Genomic DNA, 24,671 nt, shown 5'->3' with positions numbered 1-24,671 from the left:
GCACTGGGATATCGCTCACCACGGGAATATATACGCAGGAAGTTATCGCAACCGTAAGAGAGCAAAAACGTCTGGATATATAGGGTCAAATCCAAGGCGAGTAGTGTCCATCCTCGTAGGCGTATGGCTTTGCACTGTGTGCAATCCCAAGATCACTCCAACTCAATCGCTCAGCAATTTCTCGTTGCTGTGGTGGGAACGCTACTGAACCACACCCGAAGAACTCTCCCACATAACCAATGTCGGTATCCCGTATAATGTCACGGGCTTGCTCTTGGGATGCCCGCAGAGGTACCCATGTAGCATTCGCGAAAGCTCGGCGGGTCTCGCTGGTTTGAAGTATCCAGTCTCTATTCATTAATAGTGTCACTCAAGAGTGTGTATGTGTTAAAAAAAGATGCTTGCTGAAGCAGTAGGAGTATTTCATCTTTCTTTTTCTCATAAATTGCACTAAATCGCTTCTTCTCAAAAGAACATCTTTTATCATAGTGAGCGATTGGACATTTTCCCTTCTAATGTAGATGAGGTTTTTAGTGGGGCATATTAGCCTCTAGATAAGTTTCGCACCGTTGGTGACAATTGATAGTAAGCAAGGGCAGTAAACGAGATAAAATATCAACGAAAGTTTGAGTACTTCGATTGAATACAAAATCCGCTGGTTTCTTGACCACGGTCTTCTTGTTAAAGTCAGCGGCAGTAGAGGGAACATCAAGTGTACATCTCTGAAATTAGGATTGAGAACTTTCGGCTGTTCGGCTCCACTGAAAAAGCTTTCGTGCTGCCACTAAATCCCGGGCTTACTGCATTGGTTGGAGAGAATGATGCAGGAAAGACCGCTGTGATTGATGCTATCCGGTTAGTGCTAGGTACGCGTGACCAGGATTTTCTGCGCATTGACACCAGTGATTTTTACCAAGCCACACCGCACTCTGAACGCGCGGATCAGATAGTAATCCGACTGACATTTAGTGGACTTACGGCTGCAGATCGTGGTGCTTTTTCAGAATTTCTGACCTATGAAACGACTGGCGAAGCAGTTGAAACAGTACTCATCGTCACTTGGGTGGCAAAACGCAACACTAAAGAAGGAAGCTCTCGACGGGTGCTTCCACCCGAATGGCGTACAGGCGCTGTGGGGGATGGACCCTTGCTTGATCTTGGAGCGAGATCTCTATTAACGGCGGCTTATCTACGACCCCTTCGAGATGCCGAGCGTGCAATGAGCGCAGGCCGAGGATCACGATTATCGCAAATTCTTCAGCATACAAAGGAAATACGTGATACTGGCAACGCTTTCGATCGAAATATCGATCCGCCAGCCGATCCGAAAACTTTGAGTATTCTCGGGCTCGGAGATTATGCCAGCTATTTATTTGGTGAGAGTGAAGGCATTAAACAAGCGCGCAAGCGTCTCAATGAAGAGTATCTTGCTCCACTGTCATTCGCCAACGATATGCTGTTAGCGCGGATTGGCGTCGCCGGTACACAGGAAGACAACCTCAGACTACGCCAACTACTCGAAAAACTCGAGCTTACCTTGACTGATTCGTCTGAAGTCGATAGTAGTCATAGTCGAGGGCTTGGCTCAAACAATCTGCTATTCATGGCTTGTGAGTTACTTCTGCTCGCAGTCGAAAGCGATGGTTTTCCATTACTACTGATTGAAGAGCCTGAGGCTCATCTCCATCCCCAACGCCAACTTCGTCTCATGTCATTCTTGCAAGAACAAGCCAAAAAAGAACGCACCGACCATCAACGTATCCAAATTATCGTCACAACACATAGCCCTAGCCTCGCCTCAGACCTGCATCTTGACAATATAGCCTTAATAGAAGGTGGTCGGGCCTTTCCGCTATGCAAAGGCAAAACTAAACTTAGCCCATCAGACTATCGCTTCCTTGAACGCTTTCTCGACGTGACCAAGGCTAATCTATTATTTGCTCGGGCCGTAATGATTGTTGAAGGCGATGCCGAAAATATTCTATTGCCAGTGTTAGCAAAACTTCTCGGCCGCGATTTCCATCACCACGGCGTGTCAGTTGTAAATGTTGGTGGCGTCGGTCTTGGTCGCTATGCACGAATCCTCATGCGCCAAGATCCCGAGAAGGACGGAATGATTAACATTCCAGTTGCATGCATCACTGACATGGACGTAATGCCTGATTTAGCACCATGGATCGTCGGCAAGCTCGAGGAAGGTCAACAAGTACCAGTTATACCGCCATCGAAACGACAATGGCGAATTAAAGCAGATTTTCCCGGTGATGCACTAGAGCAGCGCCGCATTAATCGACGAGCTAAAGCGTCGGGTCAGAATGTCGAGAGCTTCGTGGCGGATGAATGGACACTCGAATATGATCTCGCTTTTCACGGCCTCGGTAAGCAAATGTATCAGGCTGCGTCGCTCGCACTAGCTGACGATCGACTCAACGCTGGTACAGCCATCAAAGCCGACATTATCAATGCTGCTGACGCAGCCTATGAGACTATCATGGATAGTTCTACTGACCGAGAGATACTCGGTTCGCATGTCTATGCGTTATTCGAGTCGAATGGAGCATCAAAGGCAATCGCTGCACAGTATATGGCAGAGCTATTAGAAAATGACATTGAATCAGGCAGGATGGATTCGAACAGTCTGCTTAATCAATTACCTCCTTATATCATTGCAGCGATCTCGCATGTAACTACACCATTCGATATAGCGATCAATGACACTGCAACTGAGGACTGACCTCTATGTTTGATGGCCTTATTCGCGAACAGGATATTGCTTGGGCAGCAGCACTGATGGGAGTGGGAGCCGATGGGTTTGCTCCGGTCGGCGATGATGATAGTCGGCTAAAAGCAATGCTAAATCTCGAAACGACCGATTTCGAGGCATGTCCGGGAAGTGGTAAGACAACATTGCTTGTTGCCAAACTAGCGGTACTAGCGATGCGTTGGCCATACCGCCAGCAAGGTATTTGTGTACTTTCACACACCAATGCAGCTCGTAACGAGATTGGCGCTAAACTCAGCAACTCAGCTGCTGGAATCGCACTCTCACGCTACCCACACTTTGTTGGAACAATCCATTCGTTCGTCAATGAGTTTCTGGCCCTGCCATGGCTACGCTCGAAAGGTATAGCTGTGCACTGTATTGACACGCAAATCGCCCTTATGAAGCGCTGGAATATGCTTCCGAATAATACGCGTTGGGCGTTACAGCAGAATCGATTAACAGAAGCATGTCTAATCTACACACAGCCCGACTACTCTGGTGGCGCTACTGGCAGATTCGGGCCACAGACTCCGACTTATCAGGCGATACTTGAGGCTCGTCGCACTATTAGCGAGCAAGGTTATTTCTGTTTCGATGAGATGTTTGTGTGGGCTAATGAGTTGTTGGACAAGAATCCTGAGGCAGCAATGGATCTACGTCGGCGCTTCCCCTTCGTATTCATAGATGAAGCGCAAGACAATAGCGAGGAACAATCGGCACTATTGCATCGTATCTTCTGTGCTGGCGATTCACCATCGCGACGGCAAAGATTCGGCGATTCGAATCAAGCAATCTATTCGCGAGCGGGGCTCGAAGGTGCTAGTACCGATCCATTTCCCGGCACTGTCGTCCATGTTCTTCCGCGAAGCTATCGCTTTTCCCAAGACATAGCCGATAAAGTAAAGGGCCTCGGCGTCGCGCCGCAGGCATTAATTGGCGCTGGTCCACCGGCCCGAATAAATGCCGAACCCAAAGCCCCAACAATCTTTCTCTTCGACGATGCATCAGTGCAATTAGTCCTTCCCCGCTATGGCGAATATCTTATTGAATCCTTTGATGCAGCAGCTTTGAAGTGTGGTGTGTTTACTGCAATCGCTGGGGTCCACGAGCTAAAAGAAGATGGCCTCGTACCCCATGCCATGGGGCATTACGTACCCACCTATGATCCCTTTAGCGTACGAAAGGAAGCAACTCCGAACAGTTTCGCGCAATATCTTACACGAGCATGTTTCGAGATTATGGGCAATAACAACTGCGAAAAGTTGGTGAATGCAACAGCCTCAGCATTGCTAGCCGCATGTGAGTTGTCAGGTACTATATACAGCAGAATATCGCGAAAATCACCGCATCGTCGAGTTGTTGATCTTTTAAGCGAGACCGAGGTAATCACAAGCTATAGGGCGTTGCAAGAGATGCTCCTGACAAGTCGTGGAAATATTACACAAGATGATTGGAACACAGAATTACTCCCATTAATTGTGTCATGCGTTAAGCAGTTGAGCGGCTCTTCAGTACTTGGCAGCAGTGTCACTGATTTTCTCGCCTGGCCACAGGTCAATACGTTGCAAGGGGGGGAGGCAATTCTCACGCAGAGCACTAATTTTGTATCTTATCCAAAAACTTCTCCTCAGGTACAAATCCGACTAGGGTCAATTCATTCCGTTAAAGGCGAAACGCACACTGCAACGCTTGTACTTGATAGCTTCTACTTCAATCATCATCTGTGCGAACTAAAGCCCTGGTTACTCGGAACGAAGGCCGGTGGTTCGAGAGTTAATAAGAGGGGGACAACAGTATTTGAGGGGCCACGTATGCTTGGTCGATTGAAGCTTCATTATGTAGCCATGACCCGCCCAACTCACCTCTTGTGCCTAGCGATGCGCAAAGACGCGTTTGTAGATGAAGAACTTAGTGTGCTCGCAGGTCGCGGGTGGAACATTATCGATTGTTGTGCTTCTATAATCCCAAAAGACTATTGATAAGTGGCCCTCAAGAGCCACTTATCAAAAGAGACTTAGATCATCTTTTTTAAATATTACGTTGCCGAAAAAACCTTGGAGGCTTATTACGAAATTTATTTCGTTCAAAGTTTTCGAATAAAATAACCCCTAGCATTGCTGGCACTGCAATAATATACAGTGAATATATACCGAGCCCCCATCCATCCGGAATGGAAAAATTAAAGTGAGAATTAAAAAAACTTGGGACCCCGAAACTAATTACTCCACCCACCAGTGCTCCAAGAGTTCCTCCCCGTACCCTGGCATTAGTAACTTCATGTTTTGTAGCCTCATACGCAACTTCTGCTTGGCAACCAGTACATACCATCTGACCGTGGGCAACAAAAGAATTACAGTGGCCACAGTACCATCCAAGGGTTTCTGGCCCTTCATCTTCTAAATGTTTACCTTCAAGCTCTTGTCTAATTTTATTCTCAGTTAGACTCTTCCATTCACGAATCACAACTTCTGTATAGATTTTTTCATCACTATCAATAAGTTTCGCACAATTCTGGCACAGCCATATTCCATTTGATATATGTTTACGTTCTTCATTAGAAATAAATGGATTAAATCTAGGCCCATTCTGAGCGGCGGCGGTTATATGTGCCGCAACACCAATACGCGTAGCTTTTTCCTCATCATAATTGGGCCCAGATGTTAGGCAGTTACAGCCTGGGTTAGAGCAACGATTAGCGACTCTTTCCTGAAGGGTTTTCTTTACTTTTTCAGTAAATTCATCTCGAATGTTAACCATGATGTTCCCAATTAGCTATGCTTGTTCGAGCTCTGTGCTATATAGACCGTATGATCTAATCTCTAAGTATTCTGATATTTTTGCGTTAGCAGACAGTTAAACTAATTTAGCGGGCCGCCCTGTCTAGGTCAGCATCCCTGTTTTAGGGTTGAAATTGCTAAACCACAATTGAAAGGCTAGTGCCACTTCTATCGCAGAATGATAGCAACTTTGGCATAATAAGCTGCTACGATCGGTAAGTTTATAGAGCTTCCCCACATCAATTAACAATTTTCATCCTCTCAACAGAGCCTGTCCAGGGGCTTCCAACATGATGTCTTGAGCTAAGACAGTTACCAGATCCTGTGTCAGTAAGGTAAATTGTAAGTTCAACAATGCTTCTCCACCGGCAGTCAGTTGTCCATGTAGCAAAGCATTCCCTCCCTCAGCTACATCTATTCTTCCAGCAATACACTCTTCATTTAATTGTCGGAGACACATTTGAACTTGGGTGCCTTCTGCTATCTGCTCAAATTTGCCCAAGGCACTAATCAGTGCTTTTTCATTTTCCTGGCGCACAGACTGTTCCAGATGAGGTCTTTCTGCGGTACCAAGGTTGAAATGGCGTAGTCCATCAAGCTCGGTGATAAGTGACAATACCGGTTGCGCAGCTTGAGTCAGTGTATCGTTAAGTCGATTGATTTTTAATTCATCAAGCCAGTCATCAACCGCGTATGGAGATGCGAAAAGTTTAAATATCGCGCTAACGGTTAGTTGTGATATTACAATCCCTGCAATGCGGGGAATGACCCAGAGACGATGATGCTCTCCAATTGCGCTCTGAATATGTTCTCCATTTTCGTCAAGCCATAGCAGCCAATCTTCTGGATATTCAACATCAATAATCGCCAGAAACTCTGATGTTGGCCACGGCAAAAGTTGCTCCCAATCTGGGCGAGCGTAGAGCTCCGCTTCAATCCCTCTATTTCTCAGCTTGCCCTCTATCTCCAACAGCTTATCCATGGCTAACTTATTGAACTGTCGCATTATTACTCTGACAGCGCTGCTCAATGCTCCTCCACGTGCAGCCACTTTAGACTCTGCAAGCCATAAACGTGTAGGATTTACTCCCTGAGAGCCCGCTGCTGCTGACAACAGACGTAGTGATGTGATTAGTTCTTTCAGTCGAGTGAAGGATTTTTCCGGATAGCCTCCTACGAGTTCCCAAGGGTAATCCTTACCTTCATCTATGTTCTTTAACAGATCTTTTAGCCACGCAATATATGCGCCATAACTTTCAGGTAAAGATATAAACCGCCGGATCATATCAGCGGAACAGGAAAATAATATATTCTGAATCGGAGTAGTATGTAGTTCTGTATTTAAACCAATAAACTCCCCTCCTTTCGGTGGGGTAAGCTCGCGGGAAGCTTCATGCACGGCCCCAAGTTGTTCCAGAACTTTAGATGAAGTGGTTTTACACCGCAGGATCCCATCCAGTATCTTCTCAACTAGCGGAACGAGTTTATCTAACAGTTTGATCGATCTCTGTAAATAATCCGTATAACTTTCTGTTCCCACTAGTCCAGCAGTGGTTGCTATCCACCGTTTGTTCCATTCTGGTAATGCCGATGGTGGCAGGTTCTCTCTTGGTATTCGCTTAGATGCAAGGGGATAATCAGGAGTGCCTGAGAGAAAACCACCCGGAGCTATAGCATCTACAGCGACCATTGCAGCGGATGGATCCAATCCAAGCAAAAGTGTGCAAAGCCTTACAACATCGTCATGTATGTCTGTCTGGACTGAATGTGCGACATGGAATATTGAGCTACGTAGTAGCCGACCTTCTGGCACGGTTTCAATACTGACTGCTCCAGCCCAAGGCACTTCTCGTGGAATACGCGCAATTAAATACTCTGGAGAATAATTACTTAACCAAGCAAGTGGAATACCAGGGTCGATGAGCCGAGCCACACCAAGTAGATCTGCAATAGCCACAAGATCCAGTCCGTCAAAGCCAGGCGTAAAATCAGCTATAAGTTGTCGAATATTTACTGGAATATCTATGCCCAACAAAGCTCCTAAAAGTGCTCGAAGATTAGGAGCCGCAGACGCTGATATTATCTTCTTAATCGCAGTAGATGAAAGTTGGGTAAATAAAGCCAGTCTAGGGTCTACCATAGAGCGAGTTTGCAACAGCCGCATTGAATCTTTTATACGTTCAGGAAAAATATTATTCGAAAGATCCGCATCAGCAATGGCGAACATAACAACGCCAGTAATCTGAGTTGATTCTAGGCCTAGGGTCCGTGCTTCAGGGATCCAGCCTCTCAGCGTCATCTCAATATGTGCCTGACCTAAACCTGAAAGGGCGGCAATTAGCGTTACTGGTTCGCACTCACGTTCGATTCGAGTCGCAATCGCCTTAATAAAAATGTCTTTAGCTTTCGGATAATGAATAATGACATATGCCGCCAAGGTATCCAGATTCGAATGATGAACGACAAGCGCTGCTTCTGCGATGGTGTGCGAAAGTGTTGGTGGGGGATATTTATGGCAAAGGCGGAATATAGCCGCAGAACGTAGCTGATGTAACCCTCTCAAGAAACCGTTTTGTGGTTCGGATATCAGATGTTCGTCAATGAGCCGCCGTAGTGCTCTGGAAAGATCGTTCTGAGATAGACCTAAAACTTCTGCCAAACGGTTAATATCAACCATAGCCCCTGCGGCCCCAGCCAAGGAGGTAATACGAAGAATAGCTAATTCAGCATCCCTGGCCTCCCTAAGTCGACTATCTATCTGTTCCCCAAGAACAATTTCAAGCCTCTCACCTCGAGTGAGGATATGCGTGTATTCAAGTAAAAGTCCGTTACTTTGTATCCAAGGCTCTCGCCAGCCTGCCCATGTAGTATGATTCTGATGAGAAAGCTGTCGCCAAATTCGTTCAGCGACATCTTCCTCCATGGTTGGACGGACCTCTCCGGCAAGAGACCGGGTTGTCAGCATAAAAGCATCTTCCTCTCTGATTGAACCAAGTAGAAGAATGCCGCTTCCGGCTCTTGCCTCACGTAGCAAACCATCCCATATATCAGCTTTCCCTTTACCCACATCATCAAAAATAAAACCAACGGGCGCTGTAGAGGATGCTCTCAATGAACGGGTAAAGCGGATAAGAATGTGGGCATCGGAGCTGTAGCCTCGCGTAATCTCAAACCAACGAACTGTATGTCGACTGGCTCGTGCCACTTCCCACATAAGTGCTGATTTTCCAGTACCCGACTGACCAACGATTAGAGCGGCTTTTTGAGTTTCCAGCATCTTCAAAACTTCGCTGCGTGCTGCAGGTCTTTCCACGACAAGGCCTGCGGCAAGATGAGCAGGCCGTGTATTCATTCCCAGATAAAATGCAGGATCGTCTACAATAGTAATAAAATCAATAGTATCGCAATATCCTTCACGTAGAGCAATTTCCATACTCGCCACATCAAGAACAGGCTCCATTCGACGTAAAATAGCTTCGACATCGGATATAGCCAATCCTTCATACCTTCCGTCCTTCACCATCCCATTCTCATCTGCCAAACCACCAATATGGTTTAGCAATTCGCCGTAGTAAACTTGTGCGGCCACTGGTGCACAGGGAAATGTATCACTGATGGTTTCAATTGCTTGTTCCGCAGGTTCAGCAACAATCCAGATGTGGGTACGGGATGAAAGTAATTGCCAGCAAGCATCTCCCTGCAGAGCATCAACTAAACCTGAATGCTCAGTTAGGACATAATCTGTTTTTGGCCCGTGTATAATAGGACGTTCAAGGATCAGGTTAAGTTCTATACTTGGATCAGAAGATGCTTCATAACGGTTCCATAGCGCCCTTACAAAACCTACAACATCGCTAACCGGAAATAACCCCATGTGATCACGACGGGACTTAACTTGAAAAAGTGCAGAAGAATTTATGCCCTTTAATTCGTAATCATCTCGCCCCTCAGGAATAACAAGACCATAGGAAAGCTCTTGGCTCCAACAGCGAAGCGCCAACCATACTCCTACCGCATCTTGGTATCGAAACCCTCGCCCCGCATGTGAGCCAGCACCTGATTGATTACGTTTCTTGTATCCCATGGCATTTCATCTTCTCTATTCAAGCATTCTCAGATAAGAGATATACTTTTGCATGGTCATTTTCTTTAGAAAATTCATTACAATAAGTACTATTATTCTACTTCAAAGTTATTCATGAGGCTTGATCTGTCTCCCAAGAACTAAACAGAGCAGACCATTAGCACCAACATTCTGAAATCATTACAACTATAGATGCTGACTTAAGACTAGTATTTTAAATAATTTCAAATAGATATCATCATGGTGAGTCCCCTCTCATCCTGACCGGATTGCGTAAATTTTTGTTTTCACGCCGAGATATCTGTATGAATAAATCTAAAGGCCTTCAGGCTATTGAGGAGCCGCTGGCTTCTCTCCCTCACACTATCCGCAACCATATTCTTGAACGTCTTCGTAGCCTGACGCAGTACGAACCTGTGATAGGTATTATGGGCAAAACAGGGACTGGTAAGTCGTCGCTCTGTAATGCTCTCTTCTAGGGAGAGGTAACACCTGTCAGTAATGTTGACTCCTGCACCCGTGATGTGCTGCGCTTCCGGCTTCGCAATGGCGATCACAGCTTGATGATTATTGATTTGCCGGGTGTGGGTGAAAGCGAGCAACGCGATGAAGAATATACCGCACTGTATCGTCGCATCCTACCCGAGTTGGATTTGGTGTTATGGGTCATCAAAGCTGATGATCGGGCACTGTCCGTGGATGAACACTTCTATCGCAAGGTGATGCTGGAGTATCAGCACCGGGTGCTGTTTGTTGTTAATCAGGCTGACAAGGCCGAGCCTTGCCATCAGTGGAATACCACCAGCAATACGCCCTCTCATGGCCAACAGTCGACTATTGAGGCCAAGCGGAGCGCTGTACAGCAGCTCTTTCTGCCGCACCATCCAGTCTGTGTTGTATCGGCCCGAACGGGTTGGGGGCTGGATATGGATTCACGCGAGGCAGCACACAGCGCATCAGCATGCGTGGAGTGAGGATTGTTATCGAACTGCAAGAGTATAACGGAAAACCTTACTATATCCTTACAGCATTCCCGACCCCATAGGACAGGTGGATTATGCAAAGTTTCTATCATCTTGATCAGCTGATTCAGGGTTATTTCAATCAGGATCATGACCTCATAAATGAGGGAGAGGATACTATTGAGGGCACTATTGAACTCTATAAAAAAACAGCCCCCAATTGGATGTTAAAAGAGTTAGCCGAAGAGGTCGATTCTTTCCTTGAGCTTTACGGAGACAGGTTGGATAAGGAGTTCAAAAGCCGGTATGGATTTGATTTTTCACCTGAGTTGTGGGATTCAACCCCATTCGATTTCCTGATGACCGTGCGCAGACTTGCCCTTTCTTCGAAGTAGCTACAGGAAGACAAACCCGCAGCGGCTTAACCGACCTCAGACCGGCAACAGCCGGTCTTTTTCTTTCTAAACATAACTTAATTAAGGAGATCGTTCGTTTGGGTAATGAGTACTCGACGGGAAGTTTTGAGGGATTATCTGTTACAGCGGATAGCATCAATTTCAGATTCATTGGTGATTCTCTCTGGACAAGCAAAACCGTCGACTCACCACGCTTGAGGCTTCCTTTTGGTTCAGATCCGATGGGTGTGAAACGAGAAGCTGGACTGAAAAAATACCTGACAATCTCGGCCACTCCTGCGCCTGAGAAAATTCGATGACGCAATTTTCACTAGAGTGCTGAGCCTTCTGAAGGTACAGACATTGATCCAATGTGAAGAGTCTACTCTTCACTTACTCATCCCTGCTTATCTCTTTGATATGGCGCAAGCCCGGCGGGCTTTTTTGCGCCCTCAGTGTATCCCGTTAAGCCTGAACTTGCTGATGAGCCCTCGCTCCATCCTCAGCTGGAACGCTGGCATGATGGCGCCGCGGCCATGCTACGGCGCCATACGCCCGGTGCCTGGCCGTACTGGCGCTTGAAGCTGCGGTTGAAGGACTGCTGGGAGTCGAAGCCCAGCGCGATTGCCACGTTCAGTATCGGCTCGTCGCTATGGGTTAAGCGCTCGAGCGATTTTTGCAGCTTCTGGGCGCGAATGTATTCGGCAAGGGGATAGCCGGTGTGCTCTTTGAATATCCGCTGGAGATGCCATTTCGAATACCCTGCCCGCCGGGAGACGGTGTTGATGTCGAGACGGCTTTCAAGGTTGTTATCAATCCAGTCGAGTAAATCATGAATAAATGCGTCTGTGCTCATATTGGGTCCCCCTGCGCCGATCGCTAAAAAGTATCTTTGTCTATTGCATTTAAAGGTGGCCCGCTTTTGCATGAATTGCAAGTTTTATTGTTGCATTAAAATCCCTGGCAGAAAAATGTCTTTCTCCTGCGGCGGAAACAGCACATAAAGTGCAACAATTATTCTTGCACTTAGTTTAGCGCCTTCCTACAATCGCCGCGATAGTGTATTCGTGACTGTTACAGTTTTGTGGCGATGAACGACACAAATGGCCTTAAGCCAGCCCGGACAAAGGAAGTGGCGCGGCATCCTTCGCTGCGTCTTGCCCGGCGGCTACAATTACCGGAATAAAAATAATGAGCCTGCAAAAACCTTGGGTTAACTTTTATCTGCGCTTATTGGGGAGCGCACTCATCGCCGCGCTGCTTGCCAGCTGCGACAACAGCGCTGCGCAAAACGCCGCGCCGCAAGCCCCCACCGTCAGCGCTGCCGACGTGGTGGTGAAATCCATTAGCCAGTGGGATAGCTTTAACGGCCGGATTGAGGCGGTGGAAAGCGTTCAGCTGCGCCCACGCGTCTCCGGCTACATCGACAAAGTGAATTACACCGACGGCCAGGAAGTGAAAAAGGGCGAGGTGCTGTTTACTATCGATGACAGAACCTATCGCGCCGCGCTGGAACAGGCGCAGGCGACGCTGGCGAGAGCTAAAACGCAGGCCAGCCTGGCGCGCAGCGAGGCCAGCCGTACCGATAAATTAGTCAACACCAACGTCGTCTCCCGTGAAGAGTGGGAGCAGCGCCGTTCGGCCGCCACCCAGGCTCAGGCCGATATTCGCGCCGCGCAGGCGGCAGTCGACGCCGCCCAGCTTAACCTTGATTTCACCAAAGTCACCGCACCTATCGATGGCCGCGCCAGCCGCGCGCTGATCACCAGCGGTAACCTGGTGACCGCAGGCGACAGCGCCAGCGTGCTCACCACCCTGGTCTCACAGAAGACGGTCTACGTCTACTTTGACGTCGATGAGTCGACCTATCTTCATTACCAAAACCTCGCCCGCAGCGGCCAGGGCGCTTCCAGTAACCACCTGGCGCTACCGGTCGAGATTGGCCTCGTCGGCGAGGACGGCTACCCCCATCAAGGTAAAGTCGATTTTCTCGATAATCAGTTAACGCCGAGCACCGGCACCATCCGGATGCGGGCGCTGCTGGACAACGCCCAGCGCCAGTTCATACCGGGCCTGTTTGCCCGCGTGCGCCTGCCGGGCAGCGCCGAATTTAAAGCCACGCTGATCGATGATAAAGCGGTCCTGACCGATCAGGACCGGAAATACGTTTACATCGTCGATAAAGAGGGTAAAGCGCAGCGTCGCGATATCAAGCCTGGCCGCCTGGCCGCCGGTTTACGCATCGTGCAGCAGGGGCTGAACCCTGGCGATCGCGTCATCGTCGATGGTTTACAAAAAGTGTTTATGCCGGGTATGCCGGTTAACGCGAAAACCGTGGCCATGACCGCCAGCACCGCCCTTAACTGATCCCTTACCAGAGAATCCGACGCATGGACTTTTCCCGCTTTTTTATCGACAGGCCGATTTTCGCCGCGGTGCTGTCGATTCTGATTTTTATCACCGGCTTAATCGCCATTCCGCTACTGCCGGTCAGCGAATATCCGGACGTCGTACCGCCAAGCGTGCAGGTACGGGCGGAGTATCCGGGCGCTAACCCGAAAGTGATCGCCGAAACCGTGGCGACGCCGCTGGAAGAAGCAATCAACGGCGTTGAAAACATGATGTACATGAAATCCGTCGCCGGTTCCGACGGCGTACTGGTCACCACCGTCACCTTCCGCCCGGGTACCGACCCCGATCAGGCGCAGGTTCAGGTGCAAAACCGCGTATCGCAGGCCGAAGCGCGTCTGCCGGAAGATGTACGCCGGCTGGGGATTACCACCCAGAAACAGTCGCCGACGCTCACCCTGGTGGTACATCTGTTTTCGCCCAACGGGAAATATGATTCGCTGTATATGCGCAACTACGCCACCTTAAAAGTGAAGGACGAACTGGCGCGCCTGCCCGGCGTCGGCCAAATCCAGATTTTTGGCGCCGGCGAATACGCCATGCGCATCTGGCTGGATCCCAACAAGGTGGCGGCGCGCGGGTTGACCGCCTCCGATGTGGTGACGGCGATGCAGGAGCAAAACGTCCAGGTTTCCGCCGGGCAGCTTGGCGCCGAGCCGCTGCCGAAAGAGAGCGACTTCCTGATCTCGATTAACGCCCAGGGGCGTCTGCACACGGAAGAAGAGTTCGGCAATATCATTCTCAAAACGGCACAGGACGGCTCGCTGGTACGCCTGCGCGACGTGGCGCGGATAGAAATGGGCTCAGGCAGCTATGCGCTGCGCTCGCAGCTTAACAATAAAGATGCGGTCGGGATTGGTATCTTCCAGTCGCCGGGGGCCAACGCCATCGATTTGTCTAACGCGGTGCGGGCCAAAATGAACGAGCTGTCCACTCGCTTCCCGGAAGATATGCAATGGGCCGCCCCTTACGATCCCACCGTTTTTGTGCGCGACTCCATTCGCGCGGTGGTACAAACCCTGCTGGAAGCGGTGGTACTGGTCGTCCTGGTGGTGATTCTGTTCCTGCAGACCTGGCGCGCGTCGATTATTCCGCTGATCGCGGTGCCGGTCTCGGTGGTGGGGACGTTCAGCATTCTCTACCTGCTTGGCTTCTCACTTAACACCCTGAGCCTGTTCGGGCTGGTGCTGGCCATTGGTATCGTGGTGGACGACGCCATCGTGGTGGTGGAGAACGTCGAGCGTAATATCGAAGAGGGGCTGGCCCCCCTGCAGGCGGCACACCAGGCGATGCGGGAAGTCTCCGGGCCGATTATCGCCATCGCCCTGGTGCTGTGCGCGGTGTTCGTGCCGATGGCGTTTCTCTCCGGGGTAACCGGTCAGTTCTACAAACAGTTTGCGGTGACCATCGCGATTTCAACGGTGATCTCCGCCATTAACTCGCTGACGCTCTCTCCGGCGCTGGCGGCCCTGTTGCTGAAACCGCACGATGCGCCGAAAGACCTCCCTACCCGACTTATCGACCGTCTGTTCGGCTGGATCTTCCGCCCGTTTAACCGCTTCTTCCACCGCAGCTCGAACGGTTATCAGGGGCTGGTCGGCAAAACGCTCGGACGACGCGGCGCGGTATTTGTGGTGTATGTGCTGCTGCTCTGCGCCGCCGGGGTGATGTTTAAAGCCGTGCCCGGCGGGTTTATTCCCACCCAGGATAAGCTGTACCTGATTGGCGGCGTGAAAATGCCGGAAGGCTCTTCGCTGGCGCGCACCGATGCGGTGATCCGCAAAATGAGCGAAATCGGCATGAATACCGAAGGCGTGGATTATGCGGTAGCGTTTCCGGGACTTAACGCGCTGCAGTTCACCAACACGCCGAATACCGGGACGGTGTTCTTTGGCCTGAAGCCGTTCGATCGGCGTCAACATTCCGCGGCGGAAATTAACGCCGAGATCAACGCCAAAATCGCGCAAATCCAGCAGGGCTTCGGCTTCTCTATTCTGCCGCCGCCGATCCTGGGACTGGGCCAGGGCTCCGGTTATTCGCTGTACGTGCAGGATCGCGCCGGCCTCGGCTACGGCGCGCTGCAAAATGCGGTTAACACCATGTCCGGCGCGATAATGCAGACTCCGGGGATGCATTTCCCGATCTCCACCTATCAGGCCAACGTCCCGCAGCTGGATGTACAGGTCGATCGCGACAAAGCGAAGGCGCAGGGCGTGTCATTGACCGATCTGTTCGGCACGCTGCAAACCTATCTGGGGTCGTCCTACGTCAACGACTTTAACCAGTTCGGCCGCACCTGGCGCGTGATGGCGCAGGCCGACGGACAGTTCCGCGACAGCGTGGAAGATATTGCGAATTTGCGCACCCGCAATAATCAGGGCGAGATGGTGCCGATCGGCAGCATGGTGAATATCAGCACCACCTACGGGCCGGATCCGGTGATCCGCTACAACGGCTATCCGGCGGCGGATCTGATCGGCGATGCCGATCCTCGCGTGCTCTCGTCCGCCCAGGCGATGACCCAACTGGAGGCGATGTCTAAACAGCTGTTGCCAAACGGGATGAATATTGAATGGACCGACCTCAGCTTCCAGCAGGCCACGCAGGGCAATACGGCGCTGATTGTCTTCCCGGTGGCGGTACTGCTGGCATTCCTGGTGCTGGCGGCGCTGTATGAGAGCTGGACGCTGCCGCTGGCGGTGATCCTTATCGTCCCGATGACCATGCTGTCCGCCCTGTTTGGCGTCTGGCTAACCGGCGGCGATAACAACGTGTTCGTACAGGTTGGTCTGGTGGTGCTGATGGGGCTGGCCTGTAAAAACGCCATCCTGATCGTCGAGTTTGCCCGCGAGCTGGAACTGCAGGGGAAAGGGATCATGGAAGCGGCGCTGGAGGCCTGCCGCCTGCGTCTGCGTCCAATCGTAATGACCTCCATCGCCTTTATTGCCGGGACGATCCCGCTGATCCTCGGCCACGGCGCGGGCGCGGAAGTCCGCGGCGTTACCGGAATTACGGTGTTCTCCGGTATGCTCGGGGTGACGCTATTTGGTCTGTTCCTGACGCCGGTGTTCTACGTCACGCTGCGTAAGTTCGTCGCTCGCGGCAAACCGGCAGCAGAAGTGCTGCCGGCTTAAGCGGCCGCAGACAACAAAAAACCGCCTTCGGTGAAGGCGGTTTTTTTTGCGCTAAAGGAAAGATTAATGCGCTTTTTTATACAGGGCATCCAGTTCCGGCAGCGGGTCGCAGCCGCTGGTATCGGCCTGTTTTACCTTTTCCAGCGCGCTTGCCACGGTATGGCGGGCTAATACATCCAGAGAAGCCTGCTCCGCTTCATCGGCGATGGATTTGAAGTACCAGCAGGCGTTGGCGCTAACCACGCAGCGGGCCGGCACCTCGGGACGCGATGCCCACAGCTTTTTATCTTCAATCACGGAAACGTAGATATCGCGCAGGGTAATGTGTTCCGCCGGGCGGCCAAGATGAATGGAACCGTTGCGGCCCAGCGTGGAGACGATAATGCCATCGCGGGTGAGCGGAACCATTAATTTGCGGATAAAGCTCGGATTGGCTTCCAGGCCATAGGCCAGAATCGCACTTGTCGAGCGTTGACCCAACTGCTCCGCCATCGCTACGCTGAGAACCATCTGCAAAGCCGTCGGGAAGCGATAATCTAACATTTTATCTTCCTGGGTTGCGGCGAATCTTTTTCTTTTTGGCGCCGCAGAGGTGAATAAGCAATGAACAACAATATAACAAATACGGTCATTTTTTTGAAGCAATCTCCGGGAGATCTGGCGCGTAAAAAATACTTGCCGCAGAGCGACGCATGAACCGCAGCGTAGCCACTCGCGTGCTTCAGGTTGGCTCAGCCCGCTAGCACGCCCTATCCGTCGTTTGCATTGACGTTTGCGCTCAACCCCGGTCGACGTGCGGATTATCGCCTAAGCGAAGCGGTTCCCTCCCCCTCGCTGCGCCATTCTCCTTCATCGCCCGGCTAACAGAGGCGATGGGGACCGGGGACACTATTCCCCGAGCGGGAAATCAGCGCTTAATGAAATATCAGCATGGTTCACCAGCTCCGCGAGACGCGCGCTCAGATTGCCGCCAATCTGTTTGTAACCCATCGTTCCCAGCACCAGTCGACGCGGCGGATTCTCCTGTTTCACCAGGTCGACCAGAATCGCCCCGGCCCTGGCCGGATCGCCCGCCTGCTTACCGTTTCGCTGCGCCAGCGCCTCACGCATCGCGCCTGCGGTGGCCTGATAATCGTCAATCCGCGTTTCTGCCCTGGCCATCGAACGCCCGGCCCAGTCGGTACGGAACGGTCCCGGCTCAATGGCGGTAACCTTAATCCCCAGATTTTTGACTTCCTGCGCAAGGGCATCCGTCAGCCCTTCCAGCGCGTGTTTGCTGGCGTTATAGACCCCAAGCCCAGGAAAAGCCATCAGCCCGCCGGTTGAGGTGATATTGATAATATGCCCCTGCCGACGTTCGCGCATACCGGGCAGTACGGCTTTCGTGACCGCCAGGGCGCCAAAGAAGTTGACCTCAAACTGATGACGGGATTGCGCCATGCTGGTCTCTTCCACCGCCCCTTCCACGCCGTAGCCGGCGTTGTTGACCAGAACCTCTACCGGCCCGACTTCACGCTCGATACGCGCAACGGTCGACTCCACGGCAGCATCGTCGGTGACGTCAAGCAACACGCCATAGGCGCGGCCGGGAAGGAGATCGGCAAAAGCCTGCCGCTGCTCTTCGGTACGCAGGGTGCCCACCACGCGGTGGCCCGCCTGCAGAGCGGCCTGAGCAATCGCTTTGCCCAGTCCGCTGCTGACGCCTGTAATGAACCATAGTTTACTCATCGCTTTCTCTCCTGCTCGTCGCTACATTTACGGATACGGGTGCAATAAGGCTTTTCCATCCGCGGGTTTGCCATCGACCCTTTTCCACGATCGGGACGCCGCCCGCGCCTTCATTTGCGCAATGAAGTATGGCACTCTCTGTTTGTTGAGATAATCCGCCGTTTCCTCCATAGAGTACTGAGCAAAATTCATCAATGAACCGTATTAGCTATCATGAACTCGGCGTGTTCCTTGCTATCGCGCGCCATAAAAGCCTGCGTCGGGCCGCCGACGAGCTTGGCTGCACGCCTTCGGCATTAAGCCACTCCCTGCGAGCGATAGAAGAGCGGCTTAATCTGCGCCTGTTTAATCGCACAACCCGCAGCATCGCCCTGACGGAAGCCGGAGAAAGACTCTTTTCCCGCATCATGCCGGCCTTTCGCGATGTCGATGACGCGCTGGAGGATCTGAATACCTTTCGCGATACCCCCTCGGGGCAGCTGCGTATTACGGCCTCGCACGCGGCCTCGCAAATGGTACTGATACCTCTGGTGACGCGCTTTCTCGCCGTCTATCCCGGCGCCAGCGTGGAGGTCGTCGTCGCGAACGGTTTTGTCGATATGGTTTCCGAAGGGTTTGATGCCGGCGTTCGGCTGGGGGAATCGCTGGCTCAGGACATGATTGCCATTCCTCTCGGCCCCCCGATACGCAGCGCCTATGTCGCTTCAGCCGATTTTTTCAGACGCCACCCCATTCCCGCTGAACCGGAGCAGCTACGCCATTTGCCCTGTATCCGTTTGCGCTTTGAGAGCGGGCGCTACTACCACTGGGAATTTGAGCGTGACGGCATACGGAAAACCATTGAGGTACCGGGCAGATTGACAATCAGCGCCCAGGAGCTGGCTATCCCCGCCGCGCTGGCAGGATCGGGCATCGCGTTTACTTTTGAATCGCAGGTCGCGCAGCTGCTGAAAGAAGGGAAGTTAATCCGCGTCCTTGAAGAGTGGTGCCCGACCTACCCCGGCCATTTTCTGTATTATCCCGGTCGTCGCCAGCTACCGGCCACGCTGCGGGCCTTTGTCGATTTCATCAAATCAGAGACCCCCTGACCCTGCGTTTGAGCACGGCCTCAGCCTCCTGACGGCCGTCCCTTTTTCACCCGCCCGCTGAGTAGGCCACCTGCCGCCACGATCAAACTTTTGCGCACTATGATAACTCTTGAACCATAGCATTGAACGCGAGCGCCTCCGCAGGTCACGGCGCAAAATAAATAATAACCACCTTATTTAAAACAATATTTAGCTCATATCTCCTGACTTTACCGCAGAGAGCAAAGTGCGATCGCGGTCAAAATTATGACATAACCCGCGCTCAATGTTTGTTCATATGTTCAATGATCATTAAAATGTTCACTACCAGCAACATCACATCCCGTACGTACCGCAACCGCACATCAGACGTACTCTTTTCTCTTTTATGAGGAGGCAGCGAGAGCATCATGACGACCGAATTGTACCCTTCCGCACATATTGCCGAGCTATTTTTCCCGCTCTCCGGCGATGAAAGCGCGCTTTTGCACGTCATCCGTGAAATCGCCGGTATTGGTTATTACCGCGGTTTTGAAACCGGCATTATTCATCAACCGCAGATAGCCCGGACTATCCGCACGCTAGCAGAACAGAATCAGTTAAGCGTGACCCAGTGGCTCACCTTTGAACTGCTGAAAGACAACCTCAACCTCAGCAGTCTGGATCCCGCGCTACGTGAAAGATCGATCCGTCGCGCCTGTGAACTGGTCCACCTGGCGGCCGACTGCGGTACCCGCAAACTGTCGCTGGTCAGCGGCGCCGACCCCGGCGACGCCCGCCGCGAAGAGGCCAAAAAGGGCTTTGCCGAGGCGCTGGTGCGCATTGGCGAAACCGTCAGGCAGTATGACAACATGCTGCTGCAGGTTGAACCGCTCGATCGCTTTGCGCACAAGTGTCAGCTTATCGGCCCCACTGGCGAAACCGTAGAATGGATGAAGGCGCTGCGGCCAGACTGTCCAAAACTGTATCTTGCCTGGGACAGCGCCCACGTCGCGCTAAACGAAGAAGATCTTATCGAATCGCTAACGACGGCGGCGCCGCTGATTTCACAGCTTCATCTGGCTAACGCCATTCTCGATCCGCAGGCGCAGGGATATGGCGATTACCATATGAAATTCGGCGCGCCGGGCTTCCTGACGACCGTCACCGCGGCGCAAATCATCAGAACCGCACTACACCTCGCTCTGCCTGAGGAACTCGGCCCGATTTCGCTGGCCGTTGAAATGCGCACCACCGACCAGGATGACCTGTGGGATAATGAGCGACAGTGTCGTGAGTTCCTGCAAAGCGCCTGGCGCGAAGCGCTGCGCTAACCCTTACGCAGATAAGCAAGGGGGCCGCAAAGGCCCCCTTTTTCTTTACCCGCAGAATACCAGACCGTTCGCTTAGCGCGGCGGCGGCACCGGCGTCAGCAATGCCTCGCCGGCATAAAATGCCGCAATGTTATCAATCACCAGTTTCGCCATCGCCGCGCGCGTGGCCCGGGTCGCGCTGCCGATATGCGGCGTGATCACGACCTCATCACGGTTGAGCAATGCCGGCGGGATATGCGGTTCGTTGGCAAAAACATCCAGTCCCGCTCCGCCAAGCGTACCCTGAGTTATCGCTGCGACCAGCGCCTCCTCATCCACCACGCTGCCTCTGGCGATATTGATTAAGATCCCATTCGCGCCCAGCGCGGCGAGCACCTCGCGATCGATAAGCTTCTGGCTCTCCTTGCCCGCGCTGGCGCAGACCATCAGCACATCGCTATTTTTCGCCAGTTCCAGTAGATCGGCGTAATACGTGACCTCGCTACTGTTAACGGGATTGCGGTCAAAGCAGGCAATGCGCATGGCAAAACCTTGCGCCCGTCGGGCAACCGCCCGGCCAATGCGGCCGAAACCCACAATGCCCAGCCGCCCGCCGCTGACCTTGGTTGACGGGGGGTAAGCGCCGGATAGCCAGCCTCCGCGTTCAATAAATTTCTGCGCGCCGTTGATCCTCCTCGATACGTTCAACATCAGGGCAATCCCGAGATCGGCAACATCATCGGTTAAAATATCCGGTGTGTTAGTCACCTGAATATTTCGTGAAAAGGCGGCGTGGATATCCACGCCGTCGTAGCCGACACCAAACACAGCAATTAGTTTTAATTCCGGTAACTGCTCAATCAATGAGGATTCAACTTTCGACTCCCCACTGGATAATATTACCTGAATATCCCCGGCAATGGCCTGCAGGTCTTCGGCTGATAATTTGCTGTATTCATACAAGGTATGGTCACGCGCCAGCTCTTCCGCTAACGACGGCGGTACCTTATCCACTCGTAATATCACTGGCATAACAGAATCCTGTATTTAATAATGATTTTGCGTAGCAATACTCTTAATACGCCGGGAATATTTATTTCTGGAACGACAATTTCCCGTTACTGAGCGGTAACTTATTAAAGTTAATGCACAGGGTCCCCACGGTATAAAACCCGGCACAGACGGCAAAATAGACCAGCACGCTCTCATAGCTACCGGTAGCCTGCAGAATAACGCCAACCAGAATGGGCACCAGAATACCCGCGCAGCTGTTTGCCATATTCATTAATCCGCCGATCAGGCCGACGCGATCTTTCGGTGCCAGAATAGCCGGGAAGCTCCAGTACAGGCTGCCGAACATCATAAAGAATGCCGCGACGGAGAGCAGCGTAACGGCAAGCTCAGGGTCAGTAACCGTTGCCAGAGCATACAGTACGCACAGCCCGACGATACCGGACACGGAAAGCAGGCTCTTCAGCGCCACGTTGTGGCTAACGCCCCTTTTCACCAGGAAATCGGCGAAGAAGCCGCTAAACAGGCATCCCAGCGTCCCCATGATGAAGATGAGGAACGTGGAGTTACCGATAGAGGCCAGCTGTAAACCCTGCGCCTGCGCCAGGTAGCTCGGTCCCCAGGTCAGCAGCCCCCAGTACACCATGCCCCAGGAGGCGCGGCCAATCATGATGGCAACCATGGTAAACCAGCTGATGCCCAGACCCTTTGTCGGCGTGGCGTCATCCACCCCGGCGGCGCCGTTGATATTGCCTGCCGCAATATACGCCACCTCTTTTTGATCCACTTTTGGGTGTTCAGAGGGGCGATCGCGCAGGATTCGCCATGCCACAAAGCCTAACAGCATCGTGAAGAGACCGACGACCACAAAGGTAACGCGCCAGGAGTCCAGCAGCACAATCAGGTGTGCGACGATGATGCCGCCAATCGCCACGCCCAGCGGACTACCGGAGTCCATGATCACCGCGCCGCGTCCCCTCTCTGACTGGGTCAGCCAGGTCGAGCTCAGTTTCGCGCCGCTGGGGGAAACCGGTGCCTCCATCGCCCCTAACCCAATACGGGAAAGGATCAGGCTAATCCCGCCGGTCGCCAGGCCGATAATGGCCTGGAAAAAGCCCCAGCCAAATAGCGCGCCGGTGATCACTTTACGCGGACCGTAGCGATCCAGTAACCACCCCCCCGGTACCTGTAGCAGGGCATAAGACCAAAAGAAACTGCTAAGGATCAAACCTTGTGTTGTGGGTGAAAGATCGAACTCTTCTTTTATATAAGGCATTCCGATAGATAATGTAATACGATCCATCAGGTTAACAGCCAATAAGAAGAACATAGTTGCAAAGATAACCCAACGGTAATTCGTCGGCTTCTTTGCATTGGATGACGGAGTGAGTGTAGAGTCAGACATAATTAACCTTCGGTTTTAAAAATCGTTAAAAAAATAAAACGCAATTAATCTATGAACCTTGGGTACTCTATGAACATTAGTTACGGATTTTGATTTAACCGAACAAAAGAACAACACCTGAACTTATGATACATGCATCACAACATAGTTACTAAAAGCCGTGTGCGACGCTAATCACACAATATAGAAATATGCATCAGATATTTATTCCTCTCCCTGTTACCAGAGATATAGTCTTAAGTTCATTCTTAATGCATGAAAAAATAACCTGCAATTTGCAAAGAAAATAAAATGCGCCAGAAACTTATTGTCTCTACAACCCGTAGGTTAAGCGCCGGCGCTCTTTTATTTACCGTTCCTGCAAAGGATACCCAAGCCATTTTTCCAGCCTCTCACGCGACTGAATCAGCACCTCAAGACTACGGGCGGGATCGACTGGTGAATCGCCGCGTACGGGATAGCTGTCGCGCTGGCGGTGCATGCGCAAAGGAATTTCCAGGCTACAGGGGATCGCGCGGGCCTCCAGTTCTTTCAGCATCGGCACATAATTCAGCTGCCCGTCCCCCATCGCCGTGAAATGGACTTCGCCATCGCGTACCTGCAGATCCTTCAGATGGCAGTGCTGAGCCCCCGGCAGCATGGCGATAGCCTGCTCAATGGGGTCGACGTCGGGGCACAGCGAAACGATATTGCCCGCATCGACGTTGAAGGCCACCGCCGGGCTGTCGACGGCGTCCAGCAGCCCAAAACCATCGTCGGCCAGACGAAAGACGTCATAATTGGGATCGCCGCCGTTTTCCAGGCATATCACACAGCCATGATCGCTGGCCACCGGCGCAAGCTCACGCAGGTTGGCGATAATACGCGCCCGGTCGGCGCTTCTGCCAACGCAGATGTTGATCCATTTTGCGCCAATCATACTGGCGAAACGGATACGCCGGGTGAACTGGGCAACGGCATCCACGGCGCCCATATTCATGGTCGCTCCCAGCGAATGCGTGCGTAGCTGATGCTTCTCCAGCAGCTCGCGAATATGCCGGGCATTCTCCTCGCCAAAAAGCTCCGGGGGCATATCGCCAACGTAGCCCTGGTTGTACGCCAGCTCGACATAGCGAAACCCGGCTTTTTTTATCGTGCTAAATGCGACATCAGTCTCCAGACCGTCGAACATCGCGGTATTCACGCCAATCACAAGCTTGTTCATGCTGATTCCCTCCTTACCTAAGTCACGGGGCTACCGGCAACCGTTTGCCGCGGGTAGCACAATCTGTTGCCGTCTACGGGCGCAAGCGTGCTGCCTACAGCAGCGTTTTTGCTTTCGCCACCACGTTGTCAACGGTGAAGCCAAACTCTGCGAACAGCAGCTCCGCCGGCGCAGACTCACCGAAGGTGGTCATGCCAACGATGGCGCCGTTCAGGCCCACATATTTAAACCAGTAGTCGGCGATACCCGCTTCAACGGCCACACGAGCGGAGACCGCTTTCGGCAGCACCGATTCACGGTACGCCGCGTCCTGCCTGTCGAACGCGTCGGTGGACGGCATGGAGACCACCCGCGCCTTCACCCCTTCGGCCGTCAGTTTGTCCCACGCGGCAACCGCCAGCTCCACTTCAGAACCGGTGGCGATGAAGATCAGCTCCGG

General features: G+C 52.1%; 17 protein-coding genes and 1 pseudogene. 9 read left to right on the top strand and 9 right to left on the bottom strand.

From position 1 onward, the window contains the following. The first annotated feature begins 712 nt into the window (after nucleotides 1-712). Together EDF73_RS27150 and EDF73_RS27145 are read left to right on the top strand one after the other, a co-directional pair. Complete coding sequence (locus tag EDF73_RS27150; protein WP_132732028.1) at nucleotides 713-2,734, top strand: AAA family ATPase; 2,022 nt, start codon at nucleotides 713-715, stop codon at nucleotides 2,732-2,734. Nucleotides 2,735-2,739: 5 nt separating this feature from the next. Further along, nucleotides 2,740-4,743, top strand: a complete 2,004-nt coding sequence (locus tag EDF73_RS27145) for a UvrD-helicase domain-containing protein (protein WP_132732027.1) — start codon at nucleotides 2,740-2,742, stop codon at nucleotides 4,741-4,743. A gap of 49 nt (nucleotides 4,744-4,792) precedes the next feature. Here the strand turns inward: EDF73_RS27145 and EDF73_RS27140 are convergent, their stop codons facing one another. Together EDF73_RS27140 and EDF73_RS27135 are read right to left on the bottom strand one after the other, a co-directional pair. Next, entirely contained in the window at nucleotides 4,793-5,521 is a 729-nt protein-coding gene (locus EDF73_RS27140; protein ID WP_132732026.1) for a hypothetical protein, read from the bottom strand. A gap of 273 nt (nucleotides 5,522-5,794) precedes the next feature. Next, nucleotides 5,795-9,625 (bottom strand): hypothetical protein, encoded by a 3,831-nt coding sequence (locus tag EDF73_RS27135; protein ID WP_132732025.1) that lies wholly within the window; start codon nucleotides 9,623-9,625, stop codon nucleotides 5,795-5,797. Nucleotides 9,626-9,930: 305 nt separating this feature from the next. On the opposite strand from EDF73_RS27135, the pseudogene EDF73_RS27130 reads away from it, so the two are divergent. From EDF73_RS27130 to EDF73_RS27125, 3 genes and pseudogenes are all read left to right on the top strand, one after another. Next, nucleotides 9,931-10,551, top strand: a pseudogene (locus EDF73_RS27130) (GTPase); the annotation flags it as partial. 35 nt (nucleotides 10,552-10,586) lie between these two features. Next, on the top strand, nucleotides 10,587-10,670 hold the full coding sequence (locus EDF73_RS28045; protein ID WP_347812722.1) for a hypothetical protein: 84 nt from the start codon (nucleotides 10,587-10,589) through the stop codon (nucleotides 10,668-10,670). Nucleotides 10,671-10,682: 12 nt separating this feature from the next. After that, on the top strand, nucleotides 10,683-10,982 hold the full coding sequence (locus EDF73_RS27125) for a contact-dependent growth inhibition system immunity protein (RefSeq protein ID WP_132732024.1): 300 nt from the start codon (nucleotides 10,683-10,685) through the stop codon (nucleotides 10,980-10,982). 502 nt (nucleotides 10,983-11,484) lie between these two features. On the opposite strand, the gene EDF73_RS27115 is transcribed toward EDF73_RS27125, so the two are convergent. After that, entirely contained in the window at nucleotides 11,485-11,838 is a 354-nt protein-coding gene (locus EDF73_RS27115; RefSeq protein WP_132732023.1) for a helix-turn-helix domain-containing protein, read from the bottom strand. A 335-nt stretch (nucleotides 11,839-12,173) separates the two neighbouring features. Between EDF73_RS27115 and EDF73_RS27110 the strand changes: the two genes are divergently transcribed. Together EDF73_RS27110 and oqxB are read left to right on the top strand one after the other, a co-directional pair. Beyond that, a complete protein-coding gene (locus tag EDF73_RS27110) occupies nucleotides 12,174-13,349 on the top strand; it encodes an efflux RND transporter periplasmic adaptor subunit (protein WP_132732022.1) in 1,176 nt (391 codons plus the stop codon). Nucleotides 13,350-13,372: 23 nt separating this feature from the next. Further along, nucleotides 13,373-16,525, top strand: a complete 3,153-nt coding sequence (gene oqxB / locus EDF73_RS27105; protein WP_132732021.1) for a multidrug efflux RND transporter permease subunit OqxB — start codon at nucleotides 13,373-13,375, stop codon at nucleotides 16,523-16,525. A gap of 63 nt (nucleotides 16,526-16,588) precedes the next feature. On the opposite strand, the gene EDF73_RS27100 is transcribed toward oqxB, so the two are convergent. Both EDF73_RS27100 and EDF73_RS27095 read right to left on the bottom strand, forming a co-directional pair. Continuing rightward, the gene (locus tag EDF73_RS27100) at nucleotides 16,589-17,068 is read right to left on the bottom strand and encodes an Rrf2 family transcriptional regulator (RefSeq protein WP_132732020.1); all 480 of its coding nucleotides are present in this window, start codon (nucleotides 17,066-17,068) and stop codon (nucleotides 16,589-16,591) included. 345 nt (nucleotides 17,069-17,413) lie between these two features. After that, complete coding sequence (locus tag EDF73_RS27095; protein WP_132732019.1) at nucleotides 17,414-18,253, bottom strand: oxidoreductase; 840 nt, start codon at nucleotides 18,251-18,253, stop codon at nucleotides 17,414-17,416. Nucleotides 18,254-18,447: 194 nt separating this feature from the next. On the opposite strand from EDF73_RS27095, the gene EDF73_RS27090 reads away from it, so the two are divergent. Then, complete coding sequence (locus EDF73_RS27090; RefSeq protein ID WP_132732018.1) at nucleotides 18,448-19,341, top strand: LysR family transcriptional regulator; 894 nt, start codon at nucleotides 18,448-18,450, stop codon at nucleotides 19,339-19,341. A gap of 389 nt (nucleotides 19,342-19,730) precedes the next feature. Next, entirely contained in the window at nucleotides 19,731-20,633 is a 903-nt protein-coding gene (locus EDF73_RS27085; RefSeq protein WP_132732017.1) for a TIM barrel protein, read from the top strand. A gap of 72 nt (nucleotides 20,634-20,705) precedes the next feature. Here EDF73_RS27085 and EDF73_RS27080 read toward each other — a convergent pair whose 3' ends face one another. The 4 genes from EDF73_RS27080 to EDF73_RS27065 all read right to left on the bottom strand — a co-directional run. Then, nucleotides 20,706-21,644 (bottom strand): 2-hydroxyacid dehydrogenase, encoded by a 939-nt coding sequence (locus EDF73_RS27080; protein ID WP_132732016.1) that lies wholly within the window; start codon nucleotides 21,642-21,644, stop codon nucleotides 20,706-20,708. 61 nt (nucleotides 21,645-21,705) lie between these two features. After that, nucleotides 21,706-22,953 (bottom strand): MFS transporter, encoded by a 1,248-nt coding sequence (locus EDF73_RS27075; protein WP_279388019.1) that lies wholly within the window; start codon nucleotides 22,951-22,953, stop codon nucleotides 21,706-21,708. A gap of 424 nt (nucleotides 22,954-23,377) precedes the next feature. Then, entirely contained in the window at nucleotides 23,378-24,232 is an 855-nt protein-coding gene (locus tag EDF73_RS27070) for a sugar phosphate isomerase/epimerase family protein (RefSeq protein WP_132732014.1), read from the bottom strand. A 94-nt stretch (nucleotides 24,233-24,326) separates the two neighbouring features. Beyond that, on the bottom strand, nucleotides 24,327-24,671 hold a 345-nt coding region (locus tag EDF73_RS27065), incomplete at its 5' end, for a transketolase C-terminal domain-containing protein (protein WP_279388018.1).

The organism is Klebsiella sp. BIGb0138 (assembly GCF_004342285.1).
Taxonomy (GTDB): Bacteria; Pseudomonadota; Gammaproteobacteria; order Enterobacterales; family Enterobacteriaceae; genus Klebsiella.
The sequence above is the reverse complement of the archived record's forward strand: the minus strand, read 5'-3'. Positions and strand labels throughout refer to the sequence as shown.

Excerpts from the sequence above, each read along its gene's own strand:
- EDF73_RS27070 (WP_132732014.1), bottom strand. The coding sequence starts at position 24,232 with ATGAACAAGCTTGTGATTGGCGTGAATACCGCGATGTTCGACGGTCTG.
- EDF73_RS27125 (WP_132732024.1), top strand. The coding sequence starts at position 10,683 with ATGCAAAGTTTCTATCATCTTGATCAGCTGATTCAGGGTTATTTCAAT.
- EDF73_RS27140 (WP_132732026.1), bottom strand. The coding sequence starts at position 5,521 with ATGGTTAACATTCGAGATGAATTTACTGAAAAAGTAAAGAAAACCCTT.
- EDF73_RS27135 (WP_132732025.1), bottom strand. The coding sequence starts at position 9,625 with ATGGGATACAAGAAACGTAATCAATCAGGTGCTGGCTCACATGCGGGG.
- EDF73_RS27100 (WP_132732020.1), bottom strand. The coding sequence starts at position 17,068 with ATGTTAGATTATCGCTTCCCGACGGCTTTGCAGATGGTTCTCAGCGTA.
- EDF73_RS27075 (WP_279388019.1), bottom strand. The coding sequence starts at position 22,953 with ATGTTCTTCTTATTGGCTGTTAACCTGATGGATCGTATTACATTATCT.
- EDF73_RS27115 (WP_132732023.1), bottom strand. The coding sequence starts at position 11,838 with ATGAGCACAGACGCATTTATTCATGATTTACTCGACTGGATTGATAAC.
- EDF73_RS27145 (WP_132732027.1), top strand. The coding sequence starts at position 2,740 with ATGTTTGATGGCCTTATTCGCGAACAGGATATTGCTTGGGCAGCAGCA.
- EDF73_RS27095 (WP_132732019.1), bottom strand. The coding sequence starts at position 18,253 with ATGAGTAAACTATGGTTCATTACAGGCGTCAGCAGCGGACTGGGCAAA.
- EDF73_RS27090 (WP_132732018.1), top strand. The coding sequence starts at position 18,448 with ATGAACCGTATTAGCTATCATGAACTCGGCGTGTTCCTTGCTATCGCG.
- EDF73_RS27110 (WP_132732022.1), top strand. The coding sequence starts at position 12,174 with ATGAGCCTGCAAAAACCTTGGGTTAACTTTTATCTGCGCTTATTGGGG.
- EDF73_RS27080 (WP_132732016.1), bottom strand. The coding sequence starts at position 21,644 with ATGCCAGTGATATTACGAGTGGATAAGGTACCGCCGTCGTTAGCGGAA.
- EDF73_RS27085 (WP_132732017.1), top strand. The coding sequence starts at position 19,731 with ATGACGACCGAATTGTACCCTTCCGCACATATTGCCGAGCTATTTTTC.
- oqxB (WP_132732021.1), top strand. The coding sequence starts at position 13,373 with ATGGACTTTTCCCGCTTTTTTATCGACAGGCCGATTTTCGCCGCGGTG.
- EDF73_RS28045 (WP_347812722.1), top strand. The coding sequence starts at position 10,587 with ATGCGTGGAGTGAGGATTGTTATCGAACTGCAAGAGTATAACGGAAAA.